The organism is Streptacidiphilus sp. P02-A3a (genome assembly GCF_014084105.1).
Classification (GTDB): Bacteria; Actinomycetota; Actinomycetes; order Streptomycetales; family Streptomycetaceae; genus Streptacidiphilus.
The window spans coordinates 659,206-684,081 of sequence record NZ_CP048289.1 but is presented as its reverse complement, the minus strand read 5'-3'; the positions used below and the strand labels follow the sequence as shown (position 1 = coordinate 684,081).

At 70.7% G+C, this 24,876-nt stretch carries 26 protein-coding genes; 12 read left to right on the top strand and 14 right to left on the bottom strand.

The annotated features are described in order from the left end of the window. Positions 1-81 precede the first annotated feature (81 nt). Complete coding sequence (locus GXP74_RS03215) at positions 82-1,548, top strand: PLP-dependent aminotransferase family protein (protein WP_182449890.1); 1,467 nt, start codon at positions 82-84, stop codon at positions 1,546-1,548. A gap of 58 nt (positions 1,549-1,606) precedes the next feature. On the opposite strand, the gene GXP74_RS03210 is transcribed toward GXP74_RS03215, so the two are convergent. Then, positions 1,607-2,968: a PLP-dependent aminotransferase family protein gene (locus GXP74_RS03210; protein WP_225447687.1), complete on the bottom strand. Its 1,362-nt coding sequence runs from the start codon at positions 2,966-2,968 to the stop codon at positions 1,607-1,609. Between the two features lie 85 nt (positions 2,969-3,053). Between GXP74_RS03210 and GXP74_RS03205 the strand changes: the two genes are divergently transcribed. Next, the gene (locus GXP74_RS03205) at positions 3,054-4,430 is read left to right on the top strand and encodes a pyridoxal-dependent decarboxylase (protein WP_182449888.1); all 1,377 of its coding nucleotides are present in this window, start codon (positions 3,054-3,056) and stop codon (positions 4,428-4,430) included. A 15-nt stretch (positions 4,431-4,445) separates the two neighbouring features. On the opposite strand, the gene GXP74_RS03200 is transcribed toward GXP74_RS03205, so the two are convergent. Then, positions 4,446-4,799, bottom strand: coding sequence for a hypothetical protein (locus GXP74_RS03200; protein WP_370468530.1), 354 nt, complete (start codon positions 4,797-4,799; stop codon positions 4,446-4,448). Between the two features lie 210 nt (positions 4,800-5,009). Here GXP74_RS03200 and GXP74_RS03195 point away from each other — a divergent pair, with 210 nt between their 5' ends. Continuing rightward, a complete protein-coding gene (locus GXP74_RS03195) occupies positions 5,010-6,407 on the top strand; it encodes a histidine-type phosphatase (RefSeq protein ID WP_182449886.1) in 1,398 nt (465 codons plus the stop codon). Here GXP74_RS03195 and GXP74_RS03190 read toward each other — a convergent pair. Together GXP74_RS03190 and GXP74_RS03185 are read right to left on the bottom strand one after the other, a co-directional pair. Beyond that, on the bottom strand, positions 6,394-6,672 hold the full coding sequence (locus GXP74_RS03190; RefSeq protein WP_182449885.1) for a hypothetical protein: 279 nt from the start codon (positions 6,670-6,672) through the stop codon (positions 6,394-6,396). The genes GXP74_RS03195 and GXP74_RS03190 overlap by 14 nt on opposite strands. Before the next feature lie 77 nt (positions 6,673-6,749). Then, a complete protein-coding gene (locus GXP74_RS03185; protein ID WP_182449884.1) occupies positions 6,750-7,208 on the bottom strand; it encodes a lipocalin-like domain-containing protein in 459 nt (152 codons plus the stop codon). 273 nt (positions 7,209-7,481) lie between these two features. On the opposite strand from GXP74_RS03185, the gene GXP74_RS03180 reads away from it, so the two are divergent. Genes GXP74_RS03180 through GXP74_RS03170 form a run of 3 tightly spaced genes read left to right on the top strand, consistent with a single transcriptional unit; the run spans position 7,482 to position 10,028 of the window. Next, complete coding sequence (locus GXP74_RS03180) at positions 7,482-8,390, top strand: NAD(P)H-binding protein (protein ID WP_182449883.1); 909 nt, start codon at positions 7,482-7,484, stop codon at positions 8,388-8,390. Between the two features lie 52 nt (positions 8,391-8,442). Beyond that, positions 8,443-9,264: an aromatase/cyclase gene (locus GXP74_RS03175; protein ID WP_182449882.1), complete on the top strand. Its 822-nt coding sequence runs from the start codon at positions 8,443-8,445 to the stop codon at positions 9,262-9,264. Beyond that, complete coding sequence (locus tag GXP74_RS03170) at positions 9,261-10,028, top strand: cyclase family protein (RefSeq protein WP_182449881.1); 768 nt, start codon at positions 9,261-9,263, stop codon at positions 10,026-10,028. The genes GXP74_RS03175 and GXP74_RS03170 overlap by 4 nt, the downstream gene beginning before the upstream one ends. A gap of 37 nt (positions 10,029-10,065) precedes the next feature. On the opposite strand, the gene GXP74_RS03165 is transcribed toward GXP74_RS03170, so the two are convergent. Beyond that, positions 10,066-10,542: a MerR family transcriptional regulator gene (locus GXP74_RS03165; protein WP_182449880.1), complete on the bottom strand. Its 477-nt coding sequence runs from the start codon at positions 10,540-10,542 to the stop codon at positions 10,066-10,068. Between the two features lie 157 nt (positions 10,543-10,699). On the opposite strand from GXP74_RS03165, the gene GXP74_RS03160 reads away from it, so the two are divergent. Then, positions 10,700-12,157, top strand: coding sequence for an MFS transporter (locus GXP74_RS03160; RefSeq protein WP_182456115.1), 1,458 nt, complete (start codon positions 10,700-10,702; stop codon positions 12,155-12,157). Positions 12,158-12,406: 249 nt separating this feature from the next. Here GXP74_RS03160 and GXP74_RS03155 read toward each other — a convergent pair whose 3' ends face one another. The 3 genes from GXP74_RS03155 to GXP74_RS03145 all read right to left on the bottom strand — a co-directional run bounded on the left by GXP74_RS03155 (position 12,407) and on the right by GXP74_RS03145 (position 14,978). After that, a complete protein-coding gene (locus tag GXP74_RS03155; protein ID WP_182449879.1) occupies positions 12,407-12,835 on the bottom strand; it encodes a group 1 truncated hemoglobin in 429 nt (142 codons plus the stop codon). An 88-nt stretch (positions 12,836-12,923) separates the two neighbouring features. Continuing rightward, complete coding sequence (locus GXP74_RS03150) at positions 12,924-13,883, bottom strand: zinc-binding alcohol dehydrogenase family protein (RefSeq protein ID WP_182449878.1); 960 nt, start codon at positions 13,881-13,883, stop codon at positions 12,924-12,926. Positions 13,884-13,982: 99 nt separating this feature from the next. Further along, positions 13,983-14,978 (bottom strand): isopenicillin N synthase family oxygenase, encoded by a 996-nt coding sequence (locus tag GXP74_RS03145; protein WP_225447686.1) that lies wholly within the window; start codon positions 14,976-14,978, stop codon positions 13,983-13,985. Positions 14,979-15,235: 257 nt separating this feature from the next. Here GXP74_RS03145 and GXP74_RS03140 point away from each other — a divergent pair, with 257 nt between their 5' ends. The 4 genes from GXP74_RS03140 to GXP74_RS03125 all read left to right on the top strand — a co-directional run bounded on the left by GXP74_RS03140 (position 15,236) and on the right by GXP74_RS03125 (position 19,104). Beyond that, positions 15,236-16,504 carry a beta-ketoacyl synthase gene (locus GXP74_RS03140; protein WP_182449877.1) on the top strand — a complete coding sequence of 423 codons (1,269 nt, stop codon included), beginning with the start codon at positions 15,236-15,238 and terminating at the stop codon, positions 16,502-16,504. After that, entirely contained in the window at positions 16,501-17,718 is a 1,218-nt protein-coding gene (locus GXP74_RS03135) for a ketosynthase chain-length factor (protein WP_182449876.1), read from the top strand. Before GXP74_RS03140 ends, GXP74_RS03135 begins: the two co-directional genes overlap by 4 nt. A gap of 2 nt (positions 17,719-17,720) precedes the next feature. Continuing rightward, positions 17,721-17,978, top strand: a complete 258-nt coding sequence (locus tag GXP74_RS03130; protein WP_182449875.1) for an acyl carrier protein — start codon at positions 17,721-17,723, stop codon at positions 17,976-17,978. Positions 17,979-18,333: 355 nt separating this feature from the next. Further along, positions 18,334-19,104 carry an AfsR/SARP family transcriptional regulator gene (locus GXP74_RS03125; protein WP_182449874.1) on the top strand — a complete coding sequence of 257 codons (771 nt, stop codon included), beginning with the start codon at positions 18,334-18,336 and terminating at the stop codon, positions 19,102-19,104. A 19-nt stretch (positions 19,105-19,123) separates the two neighbouring features. Here GXP74_RS03125 and GXP74_RS40050 read toward each other — a convergent pair whose 3' ends face one another. Then, entirely contained in the window at positions 19,124-19,345 is a 222-nt protein-coding gene (locus tag GXP74_RS40050) for a DUF6059 family protein (RefSeq protein WP_225448551.1), read from the bottom strand. Between the two features lie 182 nt (positions 19,346-19,527). On the opposite strand from GXP74_RS40050, the gene GXP74_RS03120 reads away from it, so the two are divergent. After that, positions 19,528-20,583, top strand: coding sequence for an aldo/keto reductase (locus GXP74_RS03120; RefSeq protein WP_182449873.1), 1,056 nt, complete (start codon positions 19,528-19,530; stop codon positions 20,581-20,583). 98 nt (positions 20,584-20,681) lie between these two features. Here GXP74_RS03120 and GXP74_RS03115 read toward each other — a convergent pair whose 3' ends face one another. The 5 genes from GXP74_RS03115 to GXP74_RS03095 all read right to left on the bottom strand — a co-directional run bounded on the left by GXP74_RS03115 (position 20,682) and on the right by GXP74_RS03095 (position 24,871). Continuing rightward, the gene (locus GXP74_RS03115; RefSeq protein ID WP_182449872.1) at positions 20,682-21,500 is read right to left on the bottom strand and encodes an LLM class F420-dependent oxidoreductase; all 819 of its coding nucleotides are present in this window, start codon (positions 21,498-21,500) and stop codon (positions 20,682-20,684) included. Beyond that, the gene (locus tag GXP74_RS03110; protein ID WP_225447685.1) at positions 21,497-22,507 is read right to left on the bottom strand and encodes an acetylserotonin O-methyltransferase; all 1,011 of its coding nucleotides are present in this window, start codon (positions 22,505-22,507) and stop codon (positions 21,497-21,499) included. The genes GXP74_RS03115 and GXP74_RS03110 overlap by 4 nt, the downstream gene beginning before the upstream one ends. 123 nt (positions 22,508-22,630) lie before the next feature. Next, entirely contained in the window at positions 22,631-23,113 is a 483-nt protein-coding gene (locus GXP74_RS03105) for a cupin domain-containing protein (RefSeq protein WP_182449871.1), read from the bottom strand. A gap of 43 nt (positions 23,114-23,156) precedes the next feature. Further along, positions 23,157-23,510, bottom strand: coding sequence for a DoxX family protein (locus tag GXP74_RS03100; protein WP_182449870.1), 354 nt, complete (start codon positions 23,508-23,510; stop codon positions 23,157-23,159). A 35-nt stretch (positions 23,511-23,545) separates the two neighbouring features. Next, a complete protein-coding gene (locus tag GXP74_RS03095) occupies positions 23,546-24,871 on the bottom strand; it encodes a S9 family peptidase (protein ID WP_182449869.1) in 1,326 nt (441 codons plus the stop codon). Positions 24,872-24,876: the final 5 nt, after the last annotated feature.

Here is a 24,876-nt window from a genome sequence, read left to right as displayed (position 1 = left end):
GGGAAGAGGTCGCGGGAGATCTCCCGCGAGGTGTCCAGCATGTCCTTTGCCCAGGTCAGCGGATAGTGCCATTGTTGGCGAATGGACCATGATCAGGATCGGAGCCGGGATCCGGGATGGTGGGCGCGGGTCGCCCTGGACGGCTGGCAGCGGCGCCCGGGGCCCCGCTACCGCAGGCTCTCCGCCGCCCTGGCCGAGGCGATGGAGCGGCGTCTGGTCGGCACCGGCGACCGGCTGCCCGCCGAGCGGCTGCTGGCGCAGGCCCTCGGCGTCAGCCGCGGCACCGCGGTCCGCGGCTACGACGAGCTGGCCGAGGCCGGGCTGGTGGAACGCCGACAGGGCGCGGGCACGTACGTGCGTCCCCGGCCGGCCTGGACGCACACCCCCCGGGAGACCCCCGCCTCGACCCTGCTGCACCGGCGACTGGCCCGCAGCGGCGACGACGACGTCATCGACCTCTCGCTGTCGGTACCGGGGGGCACGGACCACCTGCCGCCGCTGACCGCGCCGCTGCCGACGTTCGGGGAGGCAGGACTGACCGGTCACGGCCTGGACCCCGCCGGACTGCCGGTCCTTCGCGCCGCCCTGGCCGACCATCTGACGCACCGCCTCGCGCTGCCGACGACACCGGACCAGCTCATCGTGACGTCCGGCGCGCAGCAGGCGCTGTCGCTGGTCATGGCCGCGCTGGTGTCCCCGGGCCGCACCGTGATCACCGGCTGCCCCACCTACCCGGGGCTGGCCGGGGCCCTCCCCGGGCACCTGGGCCGGCTGCTCGGGGTGCCCGTGGACGCCCACGGACTGGACGTCGGGGCGGTGGACCGGGCCGCCGCGCACACCCACGCCCCGGTCCTGTACGTGGACCCGGCCGCGCACAACCCGACCGGGGCGGTGCTCGGGGCGCTGCGCAGGCAGTCGCTGCTGGCACTGGCCCGGCGCCGCGACGCCGTCCTGGTCGAGGACCTGGCCCAGGCCGGGCTCGCGCTCGACCCCGAGGACCCGCCCGTCCGGCCACTGGCGGCCGACGACGACACGGTGATCGCCCTCGGCTCCCTGTCGAAGGTCCTCTGGGCCGGACTGCGGATCGGCTGGCTGCGCGCCCCCGGCCCACTCCACGGCTACCTGCTGCGGCTGCGCTCCAGCCAGGACCTCGCCCCGAGCGTGCCCTCCCAACTGCTCGCCGCCCGCCTACTCGCAGCGGCGGACCCACCCTGGCAGGACGGGCTGCGCCAGGCGCTGCGCGAGCGCAGGGACCTGCTCCTCACCCTGCTGCACCGGCACCTGCCGGCCTGGCAGCCGCAGTGCCCGCAGGCGGGGCTCTCCGTGTGGGCGGCCCTGCCGGTGGCGGACAGCGACAGCTTCGCCCACCTCGCCGCCCGCTACGGCGTCCTGGTCACGCCCGGAGCGACCGCCTGCGTGGACGGCCGCCACCGCAACGGCGTGCGGCTGTCGATCGCCGAATCCCCGCACACCCTGGAGACCGCCGTCGACCGCCTCACCGTCGCCTGGGAGGAACACACCCGCCAGCTGGCGGCGAGCATCGGCTGAACCGCCCCTCCGCCGGTGTACCGCCCCGGGCCACCGTGCGGCGGCGCGGGATCAGCGCTCAGCGCCCGGCGGCCTTGTCCAGGACGGCGGCGACCCGGTCCAGGACGGCGGTCGGCGGGGTGAACGGTACTCGGACGTACCGCGTCAGCGTGGTGTCCGCGGCGAAGCGGGAACCGGGCGAGACGTCGAGCCCGTCCGCGCGGGCCCGGGCGGCCAGTTCGTCGGCGCGGCCACCGGCCAGCCGGAGCCACAGGGCCAGGCCCCCGTCGGGGACGGTGAAGGCCCACCGGTCGTCCCCGGCGAGCAGGTCCGCGAGGTGGTCGCGCTGGCGCCGCAGGGCCGCGCGCCGCTGCTGGAGCAGCGCGGGGCCGTCCGCCAGCAGCTCGGCGGCCACCAGCTGTTCGAACGGCGCGGCGGCCAGCGGAACGGCCAGCGGACCGCGGCACAGTTCGGCGACCAGCGAGGCCGGACCGCGGATCCAGCCCACGCGCAGGCCGCCCCAGACCGTCTTGCTGGTCGAGCCGATCAGCAGCGCGCCCCGGATCCGGGGCCCGGGGGCCGGGTCGTCGCGCAGGTCGAGCTCGCGCATCGTCTCGTCGACCACGACCGTGACCCGGTGCCGGGCGGCCAGCTCGGCGACGACCCCGCGGGTGGCGCGGTCCATGAGCGCGCCGGTCGGGTTCTGGAAGTCCGGCGTGAGGTAGGCCAGGCCACCGCGGGCCGCGCCGAAGGCCGTGGCGAGCTGCTCGACGTCCCAGCCGTCAGCGCTGACCCGGAGCCCGTTCAGCCTCGCCCCGGTGGCGCGCAGCACGTGGAGCGCGTCGAAGTAGGCGGGGATCTCGACGGCCACCGACCTCGGCCGCAGGTGCTGGGACAGGAGAGCGAGTCCGGAACGGGCTCCGGAGGTCACCAGGATCTGTTCGGGCCGGGTGGCGAGCCCCTCCTCGGTGTGGCGTCGGGCGATCAGGGCGCGCAGTTCGGGCAGACCGGGCCCCGGATCCCCGTCCTCGGCGAGGAGCGCGCCGCAGCGCCCGGCCGCCCGCGCCAGCGCGGCCTGGTAGCGGGCGTGCGGCGCGGCGGGAACCGCGCGCCGCAGGTCGATGACCCCGTTCTCCCCGGTCGCCGAGCGCGGGGCGAGGCGCCCGGCCGCGGCCGGGGCCAGCCGCAGGGTGCTCGCGCTTCCCGCCCGGGTCTCCACCCAGCCCTCGTCCCGGAGCACTGCCAGCGCGGCGATCACCGTGCCGCGGCTGACACCGAGGACGGCGGCGAGGCGGCGCTCGGCGGGCAGCGTGCTGCCCGCCCGCAGCCTGCCGTCGAGCACGCCCTCGCGCACGGCCGCGGCGAGGCCCGCGGTCAGTGGGATCCCGGGCGCCCGCCATCCGGCCAGCGCCGCGGCCAGCTGGGGTTCGGTGACGCGCACTGATCCAGTTTCCCACGATTGGTCCAGGCGGCCGGTGCACCGCCCGGATAGCTTCGGTCCCGGACCACGACGGACGGAGCCGACCATGCACCCTCACCTCGCCGACGACCTGGCGCGCCTGCCCCAGCTCCTGGACGCCACGGCGCGGCACGCCGTCGCGTACCTGGAGGGGCTGGACGACAGGCCGGTCCTGCCGTCCGCGCCCGTTCCCCGGCCAGTGGCCCTGCCGGAGCGGGGGGTGGGACTGGAGGGTGCGCTGGCGGAGTTCGCCCGGGAGTGGGATCCGGCCCTGTCGTCCAGTGCCGGACCGCGGTACCTGGGCTTCGTCACCGGCGGCGCCACTCCCGCGGCCGTGGCCGGGGACTGGCTGACCACGGCCGTGGACCAGAACTCGAACTCGGCGCTGGACGGGGCCGGGCAGTACCTGGAGCGGCAGACGGTCGGCTGGCTGCGGGAGTTGTTCGGCCTGACCGCCGAGCACGAGGGGGCCTTCGTCAGCGGGGCGACCATGTCCAACCTGGTCGGCCTGGCGATCGCCCGCGAATGGCTCGGCGAGCGCCGCGGCGTCTCGGTGGCCCAGGACGGCACCGGCGCGCTCGGCCCGGTGCGCGTGCTGTCCGGCGCCCCGCACTCCAGCGTCGCCAAGGCCCTGTCCGTGCTCGGCCTGGGCCGCGGCGCGCTGGTCCGGCTGCCGACCCTGCCCGGACGCGAGGCCGTGGACATCGAGGCACTGGAACGCGCGCTGGCGGAGTCCGACGGCCCCTGCGTGGTGGTGGCCAACGCGGGCACGGTCAACACCGTCGACTTCGACGACCTGCGGGCCGTCGCCGCGCTGAAGCGGCACCACGACTTCTGGCTGCACGTGGACGCGGCGTTCGGCGCCTTCGCCGCGCTCGCACCGGCCGAAGCCCACCTGGTGGCGGGTCTGGACGCGGCCGACTCGGTCTGCGTGGACCTGCACAAGTGGCTCAACGTCCCCTACGACAGCGCGGTCCAGTTCACCCGGCGCCGGGATCTCCAGGCCCGGGTCTTCCAGAACTCGGCGGCCTACCTCGGTCCGCTGGGCAGCACGCCCGACCTCGTCCATCTGACCCCGGAGAACTCGCGGCGCCTGCGCGCCCTCGCGGCCTGGTTCACCCTGCGCGCCTACGGCCGCGACGGGCACCGTGAGATCGTCGAGCGGGACATCGCCTGCGCTCGCGGACTCGGGCAGGCCGTCGAAACCCACCCGGGCCTGCGGCTGCTGGCCCCCGTGCGGCTGAACGTCGTCTGCTTCACCCTGGCCGAGGACCCGACCCCGCAGCGGCTCGCGGCCCTCGTCGAGGAACTCGCCGAGGTCGCGTTCCTCACTCCGACCGTCTACGCGGGGGTGCCGGCGCTGCGGGCCGCGTTCAGCAACTGGCGGACCACACCGGCCGATGTCGAGCGGATCAGCACCGCCCTGCGGCACGCCCTCGGCTGAGCCGGTACCCCGGCGTCAGCGCCGCAGGAACTCTCGGACCGTGGCCAGCGTGACGTCGACGGTGTCGCTCCAGGAGCAGACCTCCAGCCACGACAGGTAGCCGTCCTCCGCGAAGACCAGGACCTCCCCGGGGCAGTCACCGTCCGCCAGGTAGAGCTGGGCCTCGGCCGCCACCACCGTGCCCGGCCCCGACGGCGCGGCCTCCAGGGCGGCCGGGTCGAGTGCGAAGTAGGCGGTGCCGCACCCGCACCGGCACCGGCCCGACACCCGCAGGTGGGGGATCTGGCGACGGAGCACCGCGTGGGCCGGGTCGGCCCCGTCGAGGAGGACGTCGAGCACCCGGGCCACATCGTCCGGCAGCGGCTCCATCACCCGATCACCGTATCGCTCACCCCTGCCGCCAGCCGCGGCGTCCCGCGCGACTCGCGTTCGCTGAAGGACTCCCGCGGGGCGTTCACCTTCCCCTCACCTGGATCTTGGTGCCAGTCCAGTTCCGGTTCGGCCGCAGCGGTGAGGATGCCGGGCGAGGCGTCGTGTCCGTCCGGTCGACAGCCCCGAACCGTCCGAAGGACAACCCCTATGAAGCGCAACGTCGCCACCGGTGTGGCCCTGGCCGTGACCCTGACGGTTGCCGCCGTCCCCCTCACCGCCGGCACCGCCACGGCCCAGGACCTGAGGCCCGCTTCGCACGCCGACCGGCACTTCTACACGACGATGACGCCGTACCAGCCGCAGCAGAGCCCCACCGGCTACCAGCGCGCGCCGAAGGGCTTCACCCCCGTCTTCACCGAGAACGTCATCCGCCACGGAGCCCGTGCCATGACGGACAGCAGCGACATCGACGCGGTGCTGGCGGTGCTGCGGAGCGCGCAGGCACAGGGCGAACTGACCGGGCTGGGCGCGCGGTTGGGACCCCAGGTGCAGACCCTCCAGGCCGCCGCGGTGTCCGTCGGCTACGGCAACCTGTCCGGTCTCGGGGTGCGGGAGCAGCAGCAGCTGGCGCTGCGTCTGGAGCGCCGCCTGCCCTCGCTCTTCACCACCATCGCCGCCGAGCGGGAGCCGATCGAGGTGGAGACCTCCGGGGTGGCCCGCGTCGTGGCCAGCGCCAACGCCTTCACCAGTGAGCTGGCCACCGGTGACCCGGCACTGGCCGGGCTGATCCAGGCCCCGGTGACCGACAAGAACCTGCTGTACTTCCACAAGCAGCCGCAGAACGCCGACTACCAGGCGTACCTGGCGAGCGACCCGGAGCTGACCGCGGTACTGGCCGAGATCGACGGCGAGTCCAGCACCGCGGAGTCCGCCGAGCACATCGTCTCGCGGCTGTTCGACGCGAGCTTCGTCAAGGCGATGTCCAGCGCCGACCAGATCTCCTTCTCCACCTCGCTGTACAACCTCTACAGCGCCGCACCCGACCTGAGCGTGGAGGCCCCGGACGTGGACCTCGACCCCTTCCTCCCGGCCCAGGACGCCCACTGGTTCGCCTACCTCGACGACGCCACGTCCTTCTACCAGAAGGGCCCCGCCTTCAGCGGACGCACCATCACCTACAACATGGCCGACGTCCTGCTCGACGACCTGTTCACCCAGGCCGAGGCGAAGGCCGACGGCACCAGCGACGCGGGCGCCGTACTCCGGTTCACCCACGCCGAGGAGATCATCCCGCTCGCGGTCCTGCTGGACCTGCCCGGCAGCACCGAGGCCGCGGACCCGAACCAGCCGTACACCTACCAGAACAACCCCTGGCGCGGCGCCCAGGTCACCCCCATGGCCGCGAACGTCCAGTGGGACCTGTACTCCGGCCCCGCCGTCAGCGCCAAGGGCGGTGGCTCCACCAGCGCCCAGGGCACCGAGTACCTGGTCCGCATGCTGTACAACGAGAAGCAGACCGCCTTCAAGCCCTCCTGCAAGCCGATCGCCAAGGGCAGCTACTTCTACGACCTCAACGAACTGAGGCTCTGCTTCAACCAGGGCTGACGCCGTCACCGTTCACGTCCGCCGAGGTCGCCGTGTAGGCGTCGCCGAGCAGCGGCATGGCCTGCGAGCGGCCGGTGCGCGGGTCGAACCCGATCATCTGGGTGTGCTCCGGGCCGTCGGGCTCGGCGGAGCTGACCGCGGCCGGGTCGGAGACGCTCGCCAGCAGCTCGCCACCACCCCGCTGGCTGACCTGCTGGCTGAGCGCCATCGCCAGGACCGGGGTGCCGGTTCCGCCGACGGTGCCGGCGGTCGTGGAGGACCACACCGTCCCCCCGGACGCGTCCCAGCCCGAGACGGTGCTCCGACCGTCGGTAGCGAGCGGGGCCGGGGGCGTCGAGCAGGTCAGGCGTACAGCAGTCCCCGGTCCACGGGCTCGACCGTCGTCGCCTCCGCCACTCGCTGCCAGTCCATCACCACGAGGGCGTGCGGGCCGCCCAGGCGGCGGCGCAGGCGTAGCGTGTCCTGGATCATTTCGGCGTGCCGGAACTGACGGGTGTTCACCACCCGGGCGTGGGAGCCGATGCTGACCTGGTGCACGACCACGTTGTGGGCCAGTCGCCAGCGTCCCGCATAGCCCAAGAAGTCGTCGGCCGAGCCGAGGTACGTCTGCGGCGCGGCGCAGTCCTCGGTCGTCAGCGGAACCGTGCGCATCATGCTGGCGGTCATGTAGCCGTTCCGGTGGTAGATCAGCAGCCCGTCCGCCTTGTCGCCCAACGGCCCCTCGCTGGTGGAGCCGTCGGAGTCGACATAGAAGTGCGAGACGAGCCGCCAGACTCCGACGAGGTCCTTCTCAGACAGCATCCGCGCTCCCGGGTTCTGGGTCAGATCGGCACTTGCACAGCGTTGACCGGGCGGCCTCACCTGAGGCTGCCGCCGTGTGACGACGGTCCCGCGCTTGCCTAGAGGGGCGCTCAAGCAGCGCATGGGCGGAGCTCTGGCCGGGGGCAGTCGTGGGTCAACTTCGTTCTCCAGCAGCCTTTCTGGCCGTCCAGGCGACGTACCGTGAGGGGAGTTGGACTGACCTGAGGCCGAGGCCGCGTCCGTGCGTACGGCGAATCCGACGAGGAGCATCCCATGATCGTGGTCACCACCCCGACCGGCGCTGTGGGCCGCCGAGTGCTCACCGGCGTCCTCGACGCGGGCGAGCAGGTCCGCGTGATCGCGCGCAACCCGTCCCGACTGCCGTTCGGCGTCCGCGACCGGGTCGAGGTCGTGCCGGGCTCCCACCGCGACGCCGAGGTCGTCGATCGCGCCTTCGACGGCGCGGAGGCGGTGTTCTGGCTGGTCCCGCCGGACCCCGCGGCGGCCGTGGTGGACGAGGCGTTCACCGGTTTCACCCGCGCGGCCTGCGCCGCGTTCGTCCGGCGGGGCGTGCGCCGGGTCGTCGGCGTCTCCGCGCTCGGACGCGGCTTCACCGCGAGCGCCGGGCTGGCGACTGCCTCGCTGGCGATGGACGACCTGATCACTGGGACGGGCGTCGACTACCGCGCCCTCACCATGCCCGCGTTCATGGAGAACCTGCTGGGCCAGGCCGCGCTGATCCGGGAGCGGGGAGAGTTCTACTCGCTCATCGACGGCGACCGCCGACTGCCCACGGTCGCTGCCCGGGACGTGGCCGCCGCCGCGACCGGCCTGCTGCTGGACCGCGACTGGCACGGCCAGGGGGAGGTTCCGCTGCTCGGCCCCGAGGACCTGTCCTTCCACCGGACGGCGGCCGTGATCTCCGAGGTGGTGGGCCGTCCGGTCCAGTACCGGCAACTGTCGGCCGAGGCGTTCCGTGCCGTGATGACCGGGGTGGGGATGTCCGAGGCGATGGCCCTGGCCACGGCCGAGATGCTGCTCGCCAAGAACCGCGGCCTGGACGAGTTGGTCCCGCGCACAGCGGAGTCCGCCACACCCACCCACTTCCGCTCCTGGTGCGCCGAGGTGCTGCGGCCGGCGCTGGCGGCGGCCGACAACAGTGCCCGTCTAGGGATTCTTTAGGAGTTCTCCTTAGCGTTTTCGGCGTCATCGGAACTATCATTCGGAGGAAACCATGATTGTGCACACCCTCATTTACCGGTTTTCGTCGGAGACCAGCGCCGACGACGTCCGGACGTTCTTCGACGGCCTGCACGACCTAGCCGTCAACTCCGGCCTGATCACGGAATTCGATTGGCAGCCGCATGTGCTGCTGCCGGTCGACGAGAAGTCGAAGGGAATGACCGCGACGCACATCGCGCAGTTCTCCTGCGTCGACACGGCGACCCTGCGGAAATTCTCCGAGCAGTCGGCCGTGCACGAGTTCATCGCGAAATGGCGGGCACAGCTGAACTACGAGTCATCGTATGCGAACCACGAGCCGATGCTGCTGTCGGGCAGCAGAAACGGGAGCGCCATGTACCACACCGAGCACACCGTCACCGTCGAGGCGGACGCGGACGTCGTCTACGCCGTGTTGGCCGACATCGAGCGGTACTCCGAACTTTTCCCGCCCACCCAAGCCTCCACGATTCTCGAGGAGAGCGATCACCACCAGATCGCGCGGCTGGTGGTCGACGTCAGCGGACAGTTGCAGAGCTGGGTGACCCGGCGCGAGCTGAATCGCCGTCACCGCGTGATCGGCTACCGACAGTTGGAGAGCGCGCCGATGATCGAGTTCATGGGCGGCGAGTGGCGCGCGCTGCCGCTGGACGGGAACCGTACCCAGCTCGTGATCACCCACGACTTCGCGGCCCGCGCCACCGAAGCCGTTCCCAGCCAGGAGCGGGCCACGGAGCTGCTGCGTGCCGCCGTCGAGACCAACAGCCACGCGGACCTGGACGCGGTCCGGCAGGAGGCCGAGCGCCGCGCCCAGGCCGTCGGGAACGCCGCGTGAGCCGACGGCTGATCGATCTGAGCGTGCCGTTGCTGGACGGTCCGAGCGAAGCCACCCCGGTCGAGGTGTCGGTGCTCGACCACGCCGCCGCCCCCGCCGCCCTCGGCCTGCGGCCCGAGGACTTCCCGGAGGGGGAGGCGATCTCCAACGAGACGATCACGCTGACCACGCACACGGGTACCCACATGGACGCGCCGCTGCACTACGGGCTCACCAGCGCCGGGCAGGCGGCGGACTCCATCGACCGGATTCCGCTGGAGTGGTGCTTCGCCCCCGGCGTCCGGCTCGACCTGCGGCACATCCCCCCGGGAGCCGGCATCACCGCCGCCGACCTGGAGGACGCGCTGGCCAAGGCCGAGTACGAACTCAGGCCCGGTGACATCCCGTTGATTTGGACGGGGGCCGACCGACTCTGGGGGACGGCGGAGTACCGCAGCGAGCACCCGGGAATGACCCGGGAGTCCACGGCCTGGCTGGTCGAGCGCGGCGCCAAGGTGATCGGCATCGACAGTTGGGGCTTCGACCGACCGTTCGCCTCCATGATCGGGGAGTATCGAAGCAGCGGTGACCAGGCGGTGCTCTGGCCGGCCCACCTCTACGGGCGCGAGCGGCCCTACTGCCAACTGGAGAAACTGGCCCACCTGGATCGGCTACCGGCCGCGCACGGATTCACCGTGGCCTGCTTCCCGGTCAAGCTGGCCGGGCTCGGCGCGGGCTGGACCCGGGTCGTCGCCATAGTCGACGACCCGTCACCAACTCACTGAAACAGGCGAATCGGCTGAGCGGGGCGAACCACCCCGCTCAGCCGACCCCGCCCTCGATGGTCGGCATCCACAGGCTTTCGGCGTCCCCTGCGGCGAGCCGCTCACGGTACACGTGGATCTTGTGGTCGATGAGCTTGAGGTTCAGTTGCAGCTCATCGATCCTGGCGGTGACCTCGGCACGGTGTGCCTCCATCAGCGCCAGCCGGTGCTCCTCGTTGCCGTGTCCGGCCGAGGCGAGTTCGGCGTAGCGTTGGATGTTCCGGATCGGCATGCCGGTGGCCCGGAGCTTGGTGCAGAGGATGATCCAGTCCAGGTCTGGCTGCCGGTAGCGGCGTCTGCCACCGGGGGTTCGGTCGATGGACGTGATGACCAGGCCGACCCGCTCGTAGTAGCGCAGCGTGTGGACGCTGACACCGGTACGCCGGGACGCCTCCCCGATGCTCAGGCCCGTCGGGGTACCGGTGCCGTTGGTGGGTGTCGGCGGAATGGTTCGCTCAGGCTTGATTTCGAGCACACTCTAAATAGTAGCGTCATAGTCGTCCTCGCCACAGCCCAACGTCCGGGGCCCTCAAGGTTTCTGGTGAGGCCATGCGCCATTCCCGCGATCGCCGACGGCGCCCATTGAACGGGCGTCCATTGATCGCATGCAGCCACTGATTGGACTGGACTCCATGCCCGAACTCAGCCGGCAGCGTCGGCTCCTGACGCTCGCGATCTGCTGCGCAAGCATGATCGTCGTGGTGATGGACATCTCCATCGTCAACGTCGCACTACCCACCATCAATCGCGACCTGAAGACCTCGGTGTCGAATCTCCAGTGGACCGTCGACGCCTACACCCTGGTCCTGGCCAGCTTCCTGCTGCTGGCCGGGGCCACCGCCGACCGGATCGGCCGCCGACGCGTCTTCGTGATCGGGCTGGCGGCATTCGGGGTCGGCTCGCTGCTCTGCGCCCTGGCGCCGAGCATCGGCTGGCTGATCGGGGCCCGCGCCCTACAGGCCGTGGGCGGCACCATGCTCAACCCGGTGGCCATGGCGATCATCGCCACCACCTTCACCGAACCGACCGAACGAGCCAAGGCCATCGGCGTGTTCGGCTCCATGTCCGGACTCTCGCTGGCACTCGGACCGATCCTCGGCGGCGCCCTGGTCGACGCCTTCGGCTGGCGCTCGATCTTCTGGATCAACGTGCCGATAGTGGCCGTCGCCATCGTCTGCGCCCTTCTGTTCGTACCCGAGTCCCGCGCCCCGCGGGCGCGCCGGGTGGACCCGGTCGGCCAGCTGCTGGTGATCGTGGTGCTGGGCAGCCTCGTCTACGCCATCATCCAGTCCAGCAGGTCGGGGTGGACCTCGCCGCTCATCCTCACCCTGCTCGTGGTCTCGCTGCTGGCCGTGGTGGCCCTGCTGGCCTACGAGTCCCGCCGCGCCGAGCCCCTGCTGGAGCTGCGGCTGTTCCGCAGCGTCCCGTTCAGCTCGGCCATCGTGATGGCGTTCGCGGCCCTGTGCGCGTTCGGCGCCTTCCTCTTCGTCACCACGCTGTACCTACAGGAACTGCGCGGCATGTCGGCGCTGAAGGCAGGGCTCTGTGTGCTGCCGGTCGGGGTGCTGATCGTGCTGCTCTCGCCGCGTACCGGGAGGTGGGTCGGCGCCCACGGCCCCAAGCTCCCGCTACTGGTCTCCGGGGCGGCGCTGGCGCTGGGCGGCATCGCCTCGCTCTTCATCTCGCCGACCACCCCGGTGCTGGCGCTCCTCGGCGTCTACGTGCTGTTCGGCGTCTTCCAGGGCACCATCAACCCCCCGATCACCAACACGGCGGTGTCCGGCATGCCGCGCTCGATGGCCGGCGTGGCCACCTCGCTGGCCTCCGCGGGCCGACAGACCGGCACCACGCTCGGCGTCGCCATCTCGGGCACCATCGTCGGCTCCTCGCTGGCTCGCGGCACCACCACGTTCACCAATGCGGCGCACGGCGTCTGGTGGATGCTCGCCGGGCTCGGCGTGGTCATCTTCTGCCTCGGCATGCTCAGCACCAGCCGCAAGGCCCGTGCGACCGCCGCTCGGGCGGCCGCGCTGTTCGAGGACGTCGACAAGAGCTCCCAGGCTCAGGCTCCCGTCGCCAGCCGCGGCTGAGTCACAGCCACCAGGACCCCTCCCGGTGAGACCGCCGGGAGCGCGGCAAGGAACGGCCCCCGCCGCCGCGGGGGCCGTTCCTTGCCGCTGCGGGCGCCACGGGATCGCCACACTTTCGACGACCGGGAGCATTCGCAGCGTGGTGACGACCTGCTTGGGCTACCGCACAGCCCTGGTAACGGCGGCGACACCGCCGTAGGACTCGGCGAGGTCGACCAGGGTCTCGTCTCTGCCGGCTGCCGGTTCCGGCTACACGGCGACAGCGGCGGCCTGCGTCCGGGTGACCGAGCCGTGGAGCACGTCGGTCCGGTAGCTCTCGATGATGTCCAGGTACTCCTGGGCCGTCTCCCGCGGCACGCCGCAGTAGCTCAGCGTGGCGGCGATCTCCAGGGCCACGATGTCGAAGTCCTCCTCGGACGCGAACATGTCCGCGTGCGCGGCACGCATGTCCCGGCCGGGGTAGACCTTGGGGCCGCCGGTCTCCTCGATCGACCACGCGGTCACCATGAACCGGAACCCCGCACGGGAGTTCGTCTCGTGGAGCCGCTGCACGTCGGCGTTTCGGTTGGCCGAGACGTTCTCGTAGAGCCGGTCCGTGAGCACCTCCATCACGGCGGAGATGCCGAAGATCCCCCCGAGACGCTCGTAGAGGGACGGGGTCCGCGTCGATTCGGTCATGGATATCTCTCCTCGTCGGGTTGGTTCTGCCGCTGCCCCACCTTCCACCGGACTACTCAAAGACCACTAAAAATGCGGCAGTCGGCGGTTACGGGATCAGGACGGTGCGGTGCCCGCGCTGGTCGAGGTCCCAGACCCGGTCCACCTCCGCCAACCGGACCCGATTGACCGCGATCCGCAACCGCCCCCGCGCCAACAGGTCCAGCACCAGGTCGAGGTGGCGCCCCAGGACGTCGAGCGGGGGCGCGTTGCCGGTGCCGCTGCCGACGATCTCCAGCCCGCTGCTGCGCAGGACCTCGGCGGAGAGGCTGAGTTCCTGCGCAGCCATGACCCCGATCTGGACCAGGCGGGTCCGCGAGAAGCGCAGCTCCATGTCGTCCGCGCCGAGCGTGTCGATGAACACCTTGGTGGGTTGGCCCCAGACGTAGTCCAAGACCACGTCGAAGCCGTTCGACGCGGCCGCCTCGGCCCGGAACGAGCGGGCCAACTCAGCGTCGGATCGGTCGAGTCGGAGGATCGCGTCGGCCCCGAGCGAGGGCAGCGCCGCCAGCACCCGGGGGTTCCGTCCGGCCGCCACGATCCGGCCCGCGCCGAGTTGCCGGGCCAGCTGGACCGCAACCTGACCGGCGACTCCGGTCGCCCCGAGGACGAGCACGCTCTCACCGGGCCGAAGCTTGGCCCGCCAGGCCAGCGCCGTCCAGGCGGACACGCCCGGGTTCTGGATCGCGGCGGCGAACGCGTCGTCGACGCCGTCCGGAATGGGCGTGCACCAGGCGGGGCGGGTCACCGCCCGTTCGGCCATCGCGCCGCCCGCCGCGCGGAATAGCACCCGGGTGCCGTTCGCCAGCGTGCCCGCGGCCTGTGAACCGCATATCGCCGGGAGGCGGGCGGGGGCAGAGAAGTGCCGGCCCGCCGCCCGCGCCCGGTCGAGGTTGGTCAGCGGGCAGGCGCTGACGCTGACCGTCACCTCCCCGTCAGCGGGTCGCGGTTCCGGGACGTCCTCACAGGCGGGACGCTCCCCGAGGGACCGCAGCAGCGCGGCCCTCACGGCAGTTCCCGGGATCTGGTGGTCTCCATGATGAGCTCATCTCGGTCTCGTCGGGAATGCCGCGGGGCCGCGATCAGCGCCGTCGGCGGGAGCGAGCGGTCAGGACAGGGTGGCCGCCAGTCGTTCCTGGTACCAGGTACCCGGGGTCGTGGTCGGCTGGAACCGCGCCTGGGTGGCGGCGTCGGCGAAGGGGAAGAGCGGTTCGATGAGGGCGTCGTGGTTGGGCATGTGGAAGAAGGGAATGCTGATCCGCGCCTCGGCCGACCCCTCGGTCGGGTTGCGCACCCGGTGCAGTGTCGACACCCAGCGGCCGCCGGTCCAGAAGGCCATCAGGTCGCCGATGTTGATGACGAAGCTGCCCGGGACGCAGGGTACCTCGCGCCAGCCGTGGCCCCGCTGCTGCACCTGGAGCCCGCCGACCTCGTCCTGGTAGAGGATGGTCAGGTTGCCCCAGTCGGTGTGCGGGCCCTTGCGTAACTGCCCCGGGAGCGGCGGCGTGGTCAGCGGGTAGTAGTAGTTCGCGGCGATGGTCGACATGTCGTGGTCGACCTTGTCGTCGAAGAAGTGCTCGTCCAGGCCCAGGGCGAGGGCGAAGAGCCGGATCAGATCGGCTGCGAGCCGTTCCATGGCGGTGGTGTACTCGGCCCACGCCTCGCGGAAGCCGGGGGTGTCCGGCCACCGGTTGGCCGCCGCCCAGACCGGCGTGTCGTCGCCGAGCGGGGCGCGCTCCTCCAGGCTGTCGTCGCCGCGGACGCAGGTGATGAAGACCTCGTTCAGGTCCGGTGGGGCCTCCTGCCCGATGCTCTTGGCGGCGCTACCGGCGCTGACGTAGAACCCGTGGGTACCGGTGCCGACGCCGACCTTCGCCTTCTCCTCGGCCGATTGCTCGAAGAACGCGCGGGAGGTCGCGTAGATCCGGTCGATCAGTGCCCGGTCCACTCCGTGGCCGACGACCGTGAAGAATCCGGAAGTCTCGCAAGCGGTGCCGATCATCTGCGCGACACCTGCTCTTCCGGCGGGGTCGACGGCCGCCGAGAGGTCGACGACGGGCACATATCCGTCGATAACGGTGGCGTGCTCAATTGGGTACGTCAAAACTCCTCCTTGTACCGATGAGAGGGAGGTCGCAAGAGCGGAATTCCGCAGCCCCCAGGGTTCATCGATGGCCTATGTTCCGTCAAGTGTGCTACACGTCAAGGTAGTTGCAGTAACACTCAGTAGCTAGAGTGCTGTTTGAGCGAGGGTTGAGTGCCCATGATTAGTGTGCAGGTCTGCGCAGAAAATCAGCGCACAACTCGTCCGACCGAGGAGATTGTGCTAATGATCCCAAAACATCTTCCTGGTGGCACCGAATGAATCGGCGGGTCGTCGTCACCGGTATGGGAGTGCGGGCGCCGGGGGCGTTGGGCAAAGCGCCTTTCTGGGAGCTGCTGTCCTCGGGGCGTACCGCGACGCGGCGTATCTCGTTCTTCGACCCCTCACCGTACCGGTCCCAGGTCGCAGCGGAGGTGGACTTCGACGCGGAGGCGGAGGGACTGACCCCCCGGGAGATCCGACGGATGGACCGGGCGGCGCAGTTCGGCGTCGTCACCGCCCGGGAGGCCGTGGTCGACAGCGGTATCGAGCTGTCCGCCCGGGCGGCCCACCGGGTCGGTGTCAGCCTGGGCAGCGCGGTGGCGGCGGCGACCAGTCTCGAACGGGAGTACCTCGTGCTATCCGACTCCGGTCGGAACTGGCTGATGACACCGGACCACCTCTCCCCGTACATGTTCGACCACATGGTCCCCAGCGTCATGGCGGCCGAGGTCGCCTGGGCCGTGGGCGCCGAGGGTCCGGTCGCCATGGTGTCGGACGGCTGCACGTCCGGGATCGACGCCGTCGGCCACGCCGTGGCGCTGATCCGGGAGGGCAGTGCCGACGTCATGATCGCCGGGGCCACGGACACCCCGATCACCCCGATCGTGGTCGCCTGCTTCGACGCGATCAAGGCGACCACGATCCACAACGACGTCCCCGCCACGGCGTCGCGGCCGTTCGACGGAACCCGCAACGGTTTCGTGCTGGCCGAGGGTGCGGCGATGTTCGTGCTGGAGGAGCTCGGCGCTGCCCTGCGGCGCGGGGCCCGCATCTACGCCGAGGTCGGTGGCTTCGCCACCCGCTGCAACGCCTACCACATGACCGGGTTGCGGCCCGACGGGCGGGAGTTGGCCGAGGCGATTCGGGTCGCGCTCGACCAGGCCAGGCTGAACCCCTCGGACATCGACTACATCAACGCGCACGGCTCGGGCACCAAGCAGAACGACCGGCACGAGACCGCCGCGTTCAAGCGCAGCCTGGGCCAGTACGCCTACAAGACGCCGGTCAGCTCGATCAAGTCGATGGTGGGTCACTCGCTGGGCGCGGTCGGATCGGTGGAGATCGCCGCGTCGCTGCTGGCCATGGAGCACCACGTGGTTCCGCCCACCGCCAACCTCCAGGTCACCGATCCGGAGTGCGATCTCGACTACGTGCCGCTCGTGGCCCGGGAGCACCGCACCGACACCGTGCTGACGGTTGGCAGCGGTTTCGGCGGGTTCCAGAGCGCGATGGTGTTGACCCGGCCGAAGCCGGAGGCCGCATGAGCGTCATCACGGGCCTGGGCGTCGTGGCGCCGAACGGCTACGGCGTCGAGGAGTACTGGGAGTCGACCCTGACCGGACGCAGCGGCATCGTCCCGCTCGACCGGTTCGACACGAGCGGCTGGCCCGCGCGGCTGGCCGGGTTGGTGGACGGGGTGGACCCGGCGAAGCACCTGCCCAGTCGGCTCGTGGTCCAGACCGACGTGTCCACCCGCCTCGCGTTGATCGCCGCTCAGGGCGCACTGGACGACGCCGGGGTGGAGACCGCGTCCATGACCGACTACGACCTGGGCGTGGTCACTGCCAACGCCTCCGGCGGGTTCGAGTTCACCCACCGCGAGTTCCAGAAGCTGTGGCGGCAGGGCCCGCAACACGTCAGTGTCTACGAGTCCTTCGCCTGGTTCTACGCGGTGAACACCGGCCAGATCTCGATCCGGCACACCATGCGCGGCCCCTCGGTGGCCTTGGTCGCGGAGGAGGCCGGGGGCCTGGACGCGCTCGGTCAGGCCCGCCGTACAGTGCGGACCGGCGTGCCGTTGGTGATCTGCGGCGGGGTCGACTCGGCCCTCGACCCGTGGGGTTGGGCCGCGCACCTGTCCAGTGGCCGGGTCAGCACCGACCCGGACCCGACCACCGCCTACCGGCCCTTCGACGCCCGGGCGTCCGGCTACGTGCCGGGCGAGGGCGGTGCGCTCTGTGTCCTGGAGGACGCCGACTCCGCCCGGGCCCGCGGCGCCCGCGTCTACGGCGAGATCGCCGGCCATGCCTCCACCTTCGACCCGGCGCCCGGCAGCGGACGCGGCACCACCCTCGGGCGAGCGGTGGAACTCGCCCTGGCCGACGCGAGGCTCCCGGCGAGCGCGGTGGACGTGGTCTTCGCCGATGCCGCCGGCCTGCCGAACCTTGACCGGGACGAGGCCCGGGTGCTGCGCGAGCTCTTCGGCGCACGCGGCGTCCCGGTGACCGCGCCCAAGGCGCTGACCGGTCGGCTCTTCTCCGGCGGCGGAGTGCTGGACGTGGTGGCGGCGCTGATGAGCATCAAGCACGACATCATCCCACCGACCTTCGGCTCCCGCACGGTCCCGGACACGTACGACCTCGACCTGGTGGTCGGCGAGCCGCGTCCGGCCCGGGTGGACACCGCTCTGGTGCTGGCCCGAGGCCGGTGGGGGTTCAACTCCGCCCTTGTCATCCGCAACGCCCAGAAGGAGAGCTGACCATGGCTGAACAGATCACGGTCGACGACCTGCGCGCGATCCTCATCTCCTGCCTCGGTGACGACGTCGAGGCACTGCACGGCGACATCTCCGACCACACCCTGGACGAACTCGGCTGCGACTCGCTCGCCCTCCTGGAGACGGTGACCAAGTTGGAGTTGCAACACGACGCGGTCCTCGGCGAGGAGGAGGTCACGGTGGCGTCCACCTTGGGGCAGGTACTGAGACTGGCGAACGAGCGGCTGCGGGCGTCGGCCTAGCCGCGGAAGAACGCAGGGGCCGGTCACCGAGCGCATCGTGGCCGGCCCCGCTCAGTACGCCGGTTCCTTTCCGTGGCCGGACACGGTCGATTCAAACCGACCAGCAATTCTTGCGCTGCAGTGCAATTCTCGCCTCAAGGTGCAAGGTTCCATTGCGTCATTGACATGGACAGTTCTCCGGGATAAGGTCGCCTTTTATCCGCATGTGAGCGAGTTCCCATTCTCGCGACTATTCGGGGGCCAGAACCGATTTCATATCAGTTCAGGCTTCCCGTGGCACAGTTCGATCAGTTGGAGTCCAAAACAGAGAATACTGAAGTTTAACAGGGGGAACACGATGACGCATGGCGAGCTCGTGCGGATCGACCTGCTGGGGCCGTTCGAAATGATCCACGAGAGCGCGAGCACGGAGGGTCGTGCATCGGTCGTGATTACCGCCACCAAACTTCGTCAGCTACTCGCGCTACTGGCCGTGAACGCCGATTCGACGGTGAGCGTGGAACGCATCATCGACGAACTGTGGCCGGACGGCCCGCCCAACACCGTGAAGACCATCGTGCAGACCTACATCCACCAACTGCGCAAGCTCTTCGGGCGGAGCTTCGCTTCCCCGATCGGCACGGACTTACTCGTCACCCGCCCGGAGGGTTACGTACTGGCGGTTCCGCGGAACAACGTCGACGTCTTCCGGTTCCAGTGTCTACTGGACCGCAGCCGCGACGAACTGCGGCGCGGAGGTGCCCGTCGGGCAACCGAACTGCTGCGTGAGGCACTGGAGCTGTGGCGCGGCCCGATCGCCACCGACGTCACTTCGGGCCCGGCTCTGCACGGACTCTCCGTCTATCTGGAGGAGCTGCGGTTGGAGGCGGTCTCGCTGCGCATCGAGGCGGACCTGGCGGACAACCGGCACCGGGAGATCATCGGTGAGCTGCGGTCCCTCATCGCCACCCATCGCCTGCACGAGGCCTTCTACGTCAAGCTCATGGACGCCCTGCAACGGTCGGGCCGACGGGGCGAGGCGCTCACCGTGTACCGGGAGCTGCGCCGGATACTCGACGACGAGCTCGGACTCAAGCCCTCCCCCGAGGCAAGGCAGCTCCAGCACGAGATCCTGGTCAATCAGTGAGCACAGCCCGCGGCTGACCTCACGTGAGATCGCGCAACTGTCGCGCGATCTCACGTTCCCGCCGGTTCAGCGGAATGTCCGAGCGAACCCGCTCCGGATGGAACGGACCGGGATCCCCCGGCTTCACCGGTAATGGCGGAAGGGAATCGGGACCGCCGATCTCCATCATTCCGTACAGCTTCAGACCCTCCCACAGACAGCGGAGCGCACCCCGTGCCGATTTCCTGAGTCGAGGGAGCACGTCTGCCCTTTCGCTGGATTCCGCCCGCCGGTCCCCGTCGTGGAATCCGGCCACAGGGAGATTTTATGCCGCAGCACTATAGAAGTACTCTCTCCGTGGGCAGGCAGGACCCTCCGCAGAATTCCCGGCCGGTACAGCCCGAATTTATTCGGGCTGTACCGGCCGGACCTAGAGTGGCCGCCATGGAATATCGACAGCTCGGCGGATCCGGTCTGCGGGTGTCCGTACTCGCCCTGGGTACGATGACCTTCGGCGGACGCGGTGTCTTCGCAAAAGTAGGGAATACCGATCTCCCGGACGCGACCCGGTTGGTCGACCTCGCCCTGGACGCCGGGGTCAATTTGGTCGACACGGCCGACTCCTATTCCGGCGGCCTCTCCGAGGAGATCGTCGGCCAGGCGCTCAAGGGGCGCCGGGACCGCGTGCTGGTCGCCACCAAGGCGAGGATGCCCACCGGCGGTGGACCGAACGACGCCGGTCTCTCCCGGCACCACCTCGTGCGCGCCTGCGAGGCCAGCCTGCGCCGCCTCGACACCGACCACATAGACCTCTACCAGATGCACGCATGGGACGGCCTCACTCCGCTGGAGGAGACCCTCTCCGCGCTGGACGACCTGGTCCGGGCCGGCAAGGTGCGCTACGTCGGCTGCTCCAACTTCTCCGGCTGGCACCTGATGAAGGCGCTGGCGACCGCCGAACGGACCGGTGCCACGCGCTTCGTCTCGCAGCAGATCCACTACTCGTTGCAGGCCAGGGAAGCCGAGTACGAGTTGGTCCCGGCCGCCGTCGACCAGCGCCTCGGGGTGCTGGCCTGGAGCCCGTTGGCCGGTGGGCTGCTGACCGGCAAGTACCGGCGCGGTGCCGAGGACCCCGAGGGCGCCCGGCACCTGAACGACTGGAACGAGCCGCCGGTTCGCGACGCCGACCGGCTGCACGACATCGTCGACGTCCTGGTCGAACTGGCGCAGGCACGAGGGGTGCCCGCGGCGCGGGTCGCGCTGGCCTGGCTGTTGTCCAGACCGGCCGTGACCTCGCTGGTGATCGGGGCCCGGAGCGAGGCGCAGCTGGTCGCGAACCTCGGTGCGGCCGACCTGGCCCTGTCCGAGGCCGAGCGGGCGCGACTGGACGCGGTGAGCGCGCCGCCGCTGCTCTATCCCTACTGGCACCAGGCGAAGATCGCCGCCGACCGGCTCGGTCCGGCCGATCTGACCCTGCTGGGCCGGTACGTCCGCCGTTAGCGGGTACCGCGGACAGGGGCCCCGGTCCCGTCGGAAACCGACGGGACCGGGGCCCCTGTCCGCCGCACAGCGGCGCCATGCGGGCCGGCGCGCTGACGTCACCCGGCGACGGCCTTCCGCCACGCCAGCATCTCCGCGAGCGGCCGGAAGTCGTAACCCGCCGCCGTGGGCTTGATCTCGGTGACGAAGAGCGTCACACCCTCGGCGAGCAGGGCCTCGGCCGCGGCCGCGGTGCTCCAGTTGGACGCCCGTTCGATCTCGCCGTGGTCCCGACCGATCTCCGCGGCGTACTGCTTGACCAGTTCGTTCTTGCGCCGGTAGGCATCGACCTCCAGCCCGCAGTGCCAGATGTGGGCGTGCCGGGCGACCAGCGGCAGCGTCCGGCGTTCCCCGCCGCCGCCGATGAGCAGCGGGATCCGCCGCAACGGCGGCGGGTTCAACTGCCCGAGGCGGTGCTCGATCCGGGGCACGCCCTCGGCGAAGAGGTCCATCCGGGAGCGGAGCGTCCCGTACTCGTAGCCGTAGCCCGTGTAGTCCTTCTGGTACCAACCGGCGCCGACGCCGAGGATCAGCCGTCCCCTGCTGATGTGGTCGACGGTGCGGGCCATGTCGGCGAGCAGTTCGGGGTTGCGATACCCGATTCCGGTCACCAGCAGGCCGATCTCGACGCGCGTGGTGATCTCGCCCCAGGACGCGAGCGCGGTCCAGCCCTCGAAGTTGCCGGCATCGGGCTGCACCGGGTCGATCTCGATGCCGGTCGGGCCGCGCCGCACCGCGGGACGGTGGAAGTGGTCGTAGCCGAGGACCACGTCCGCGCCCAGTTCCTCGGCTTCCAGCACCGCCGCCCGCCAGGTCGGGTAGTCCGGCGCGCCGCCGGGCCACAGATGGACGCCGAGCCGGACGGCACCGCCCGTCACGACGTCTTGGTCGCGGACAGGATGCCGTGGACGACGAAGGTCCCGGGGGCCATGGTGGCCGGCTCCTGGGTCAGCGTCCGGGTGACCGTGAAGCCGCACTGCTCCAGCCAGCCCTGGTAGGTCGACATCTTCTGCGGGCCGCCCTGGCCCATGGTGCAGCCGAGGAAGAAGGCCGGGAAGAAGTCGATGTCGACGTTGGTCGCGCCCCTGGTCTCCTCCGGGTAGACCGGCACCAGGATGTTGACCTGCCCGCCGACCTCCAGCGCCTGGCTGACGCCGGTGAGGATCCGCAGCACCTGCTCTCGGTCGAACATGTCCAGGAAGTGCTTGATCAGCACGATGTCGTGCCCCGAGGGAACGCTCTCGAAGACGTCGCCGCCGATGAACGAGCAGTGTTCGGCGACCCCGTGGGTACGGAAGTTCTCCAGGCACTCCTGCTGCTTCTCGGGCAGGTCGAAGGTGGTCACCCGGAGCCCGGGCGAGTTCTTCAGCTGGTGCGTCAGGATCGCGCCGAGCCCGGTGTTCCCGGCCACGTCCAGCACCCGCGATCCGGCGGGGACGTCGATGTTGGCGAAGAACCACGGGTCGATGTGGGCGGTGACGTTGTTCATCAGGGTCGCCCAGGAATCCCGCAGGTCCTTGTGCTCCGCGACCGCCCCGTACAGGTTGCCGTCGAAGCCGTAGAGCGACTTCAGCCCGACCACGGTCCGCTCGCGGACGCTGTCGGTCAGGTAGAACACCTGACGGAGCATCACCACCTTGATCATGTCCATCAGGCTGAGCAGCCGTTGCAGGTCGGCCTGGTCGACGCGGCCCAGCTCGTCGAGGGAGTACCCGCCGGTGGCCTCGTCGTACGCGAGGAAGCCGTCCTTGACCGGCAGCAGCAGCAACTGCTCCACCGCGTCCGCGGTGGCCCCGGAGGTGACCGCGAGTTGGGACGCGGTCAGGCCGGTCTCGGCCCGCAGCGCGTCGACGATGCCGAGCTCGAATACACTCAGCAGGTTCATGAACCTCGCTGGCCCCACCATGTAGTCACGAATCCGCGTGAACGTGGTTTCCTCGGTCATTGCAGTGATCCCTTCGCATCGAATGGGCGGTTCCGGGGGTCCGGGAACCGCTGTCGGCCCTAGCTACTGCGGGGCGTGCTCGGCGCGGACCGGCGGCCCCAGGTGGGTCACCTCGAACGGGTACGCGTCGGCGTCGACCTCGGCCGGGCCGTCCCCGGACAGCGCGGCGAAGATGTCCTCCAAACCGCCGGGGGTGGAGATGGTCAGCCCGGTGGCCGGCTCGGGTCCGTTGTTGGAGAAGGAGTGCGGGGTGTTCCGCGGCATCCAGGCCACCTGGCGGGGGCCCAGTACGTGGCGCTCGTCCCGGATCTGGAACAACACCTGACCGGCCAGCACGTAGAACGCCTCGTCGAAGTTGTGCTGGTGCAGGCCCGGCCCGAGCTGCCAGGGGTCGAGGTTCCACTCCAGCAGGCTGAACTGCCCGGCGGTGTCCCGGGCGACCAGCTTGAACCCGGTCCGGAACAGCACCCCGGTGGCGTCCTCCGGGCTGGGGGCGTCCGGCCGGGCATCGGTCGGAGCGAGGATGAACGGCTTCGCACGTTGCACGATGACCTCTTCAGGAGTCGTGGAAGGGACAACTCAGGTGCTGCTAACCGGCTTTGACGGCAACCAGGACCAGCGCCAGGGCCGAGCCGACCAGGATCGCCACCGCCACCCGCGCCCGTTCCGGATGTCCGGCCCGGACGTGCGCCCCGACCGCACCGAGGAAGTAGACGACCAGGCAGACGGCGGCGGCCAGCGCCAGCGGCGTCCAGAACAGACCCGCCAGCAGGCCGAGCGCACCGGCGAACTGCGCCGCGCCGAGGAGCGGCACCGCGGACGGCGGCAGCCCCAGTTCGACGATCCCGCGCCGCACCCCCATCCGGCCGGTGAAGGTGACGAAGGAGAAGTACACGAGCAGCGCGGCGAGCACGATCGAGACGGCGCCTGCGGCGACGGACATGGGAACTCCAGCATTATGGGTGACGGGACGTCAGGTCAGGACAGACCGGTGCCCGGCCCCTCCCCGAGCAGGGTGCGCGGGTCGAGCGGGGCACCGTATGTGTACCGGCGGTCATCGCCCCAGGGTTCCGTGTGACTGAGACCGCGGGCGTCGACGATGGTGTGCCGGGAGTCGAACGGGATGCCTGCGGCTCGGTCGGCGAGCCAGTCGGCGACCGCCAGGAAGACCTGCGGGCCGCGCCTGCCGGACGGCCGGGTGACTGGGGCGTGGTGCTCCCCGGTGTAGAGGAGCAGTTCCTTGGGACCGGCCACGGCGTTGAGATGGCCGTAGGTGTCCACCGGGTCGCACAGCGGATCGTCCTCGCCCATGACGGCCAGGTAGGGCATCCGGATGCGCTTGCCGAGGCCGTCCACGGTCATCGTGGCCACCTTGGCGTCCAACTCCTCCACTCCGGCACTGCCCGTCATGTACATGAAGCGCTGCCGGAAGGTCGGCGAGAGGGTGGTGAACATCGCGGTGTTGCCCGGGTCGAAGCAGGTGAACATGACCGCGCAGGCGGCGTACCGGGGTTCGGCGGCGGCCATCTGGGTGGTCCAGAACGAGCCCTGGCTCACCCCGCAGAGCATCACCCGGGCCGGGTCGACCTCGGGACGGGCGGCGACGGCCGTGTAGGCGGCGACGCCGACCTCCCCGAACCGATCAGGCTCGTACCAGATCTCCCGCACCAGGGAGGTGCCCTGGCCGGGTCCGTCGAGTGAGAGCACCGCCATGCCGCGCCGAAGGTAGCGGTCCGCGCTCGCGAAGACGTTCATCTCCTTGAACCCGTCCATTCCCGACAGCATCACCACGCAGGGCAGTGGGCCGTCCGCCGCGGTGCGCCCGGCGGGCAGGTGGAACCAGCCGGTCAGCGACCGGCCGTCGTACGGGATCTCCACCGGTTCGATCGGGTGGTCGGCGCCCCGTGTGTAGGCGGTGTAGCAGTCGGTCTTCTTCTGCTCAAGGACGACGTTGAGTTCCGTGTTGGCGAAGATCGGCCACTGTGCGCCGCCGTACAGGATCGCCGCGGCGAAGTGGTCGTCGGCGGCGGACACGACGTGACCGGCGCGGCGCTGCGCGTCCCCGCGGAGCTCGAAGTGCCGGGCCAGGGTGGCCATCTCCCGGGTGAAGTCGTCGAACTTGCGGATCGACTCCCGCAGTCCGAGGATGGCGCCGGTGTGGTCGGCGCTGACCGGGGCCGAGAGGTAGTGCAGGCGGTCCTGGTCCCATTCCGGGCCCATCAGCTCGATGGCCAGGTCCAGGAGCCAGCGCTGATCGGCGAAGCGCGGATCGCGCTGCGCCAAGGCATGCGGATTGACCGGCATGGACA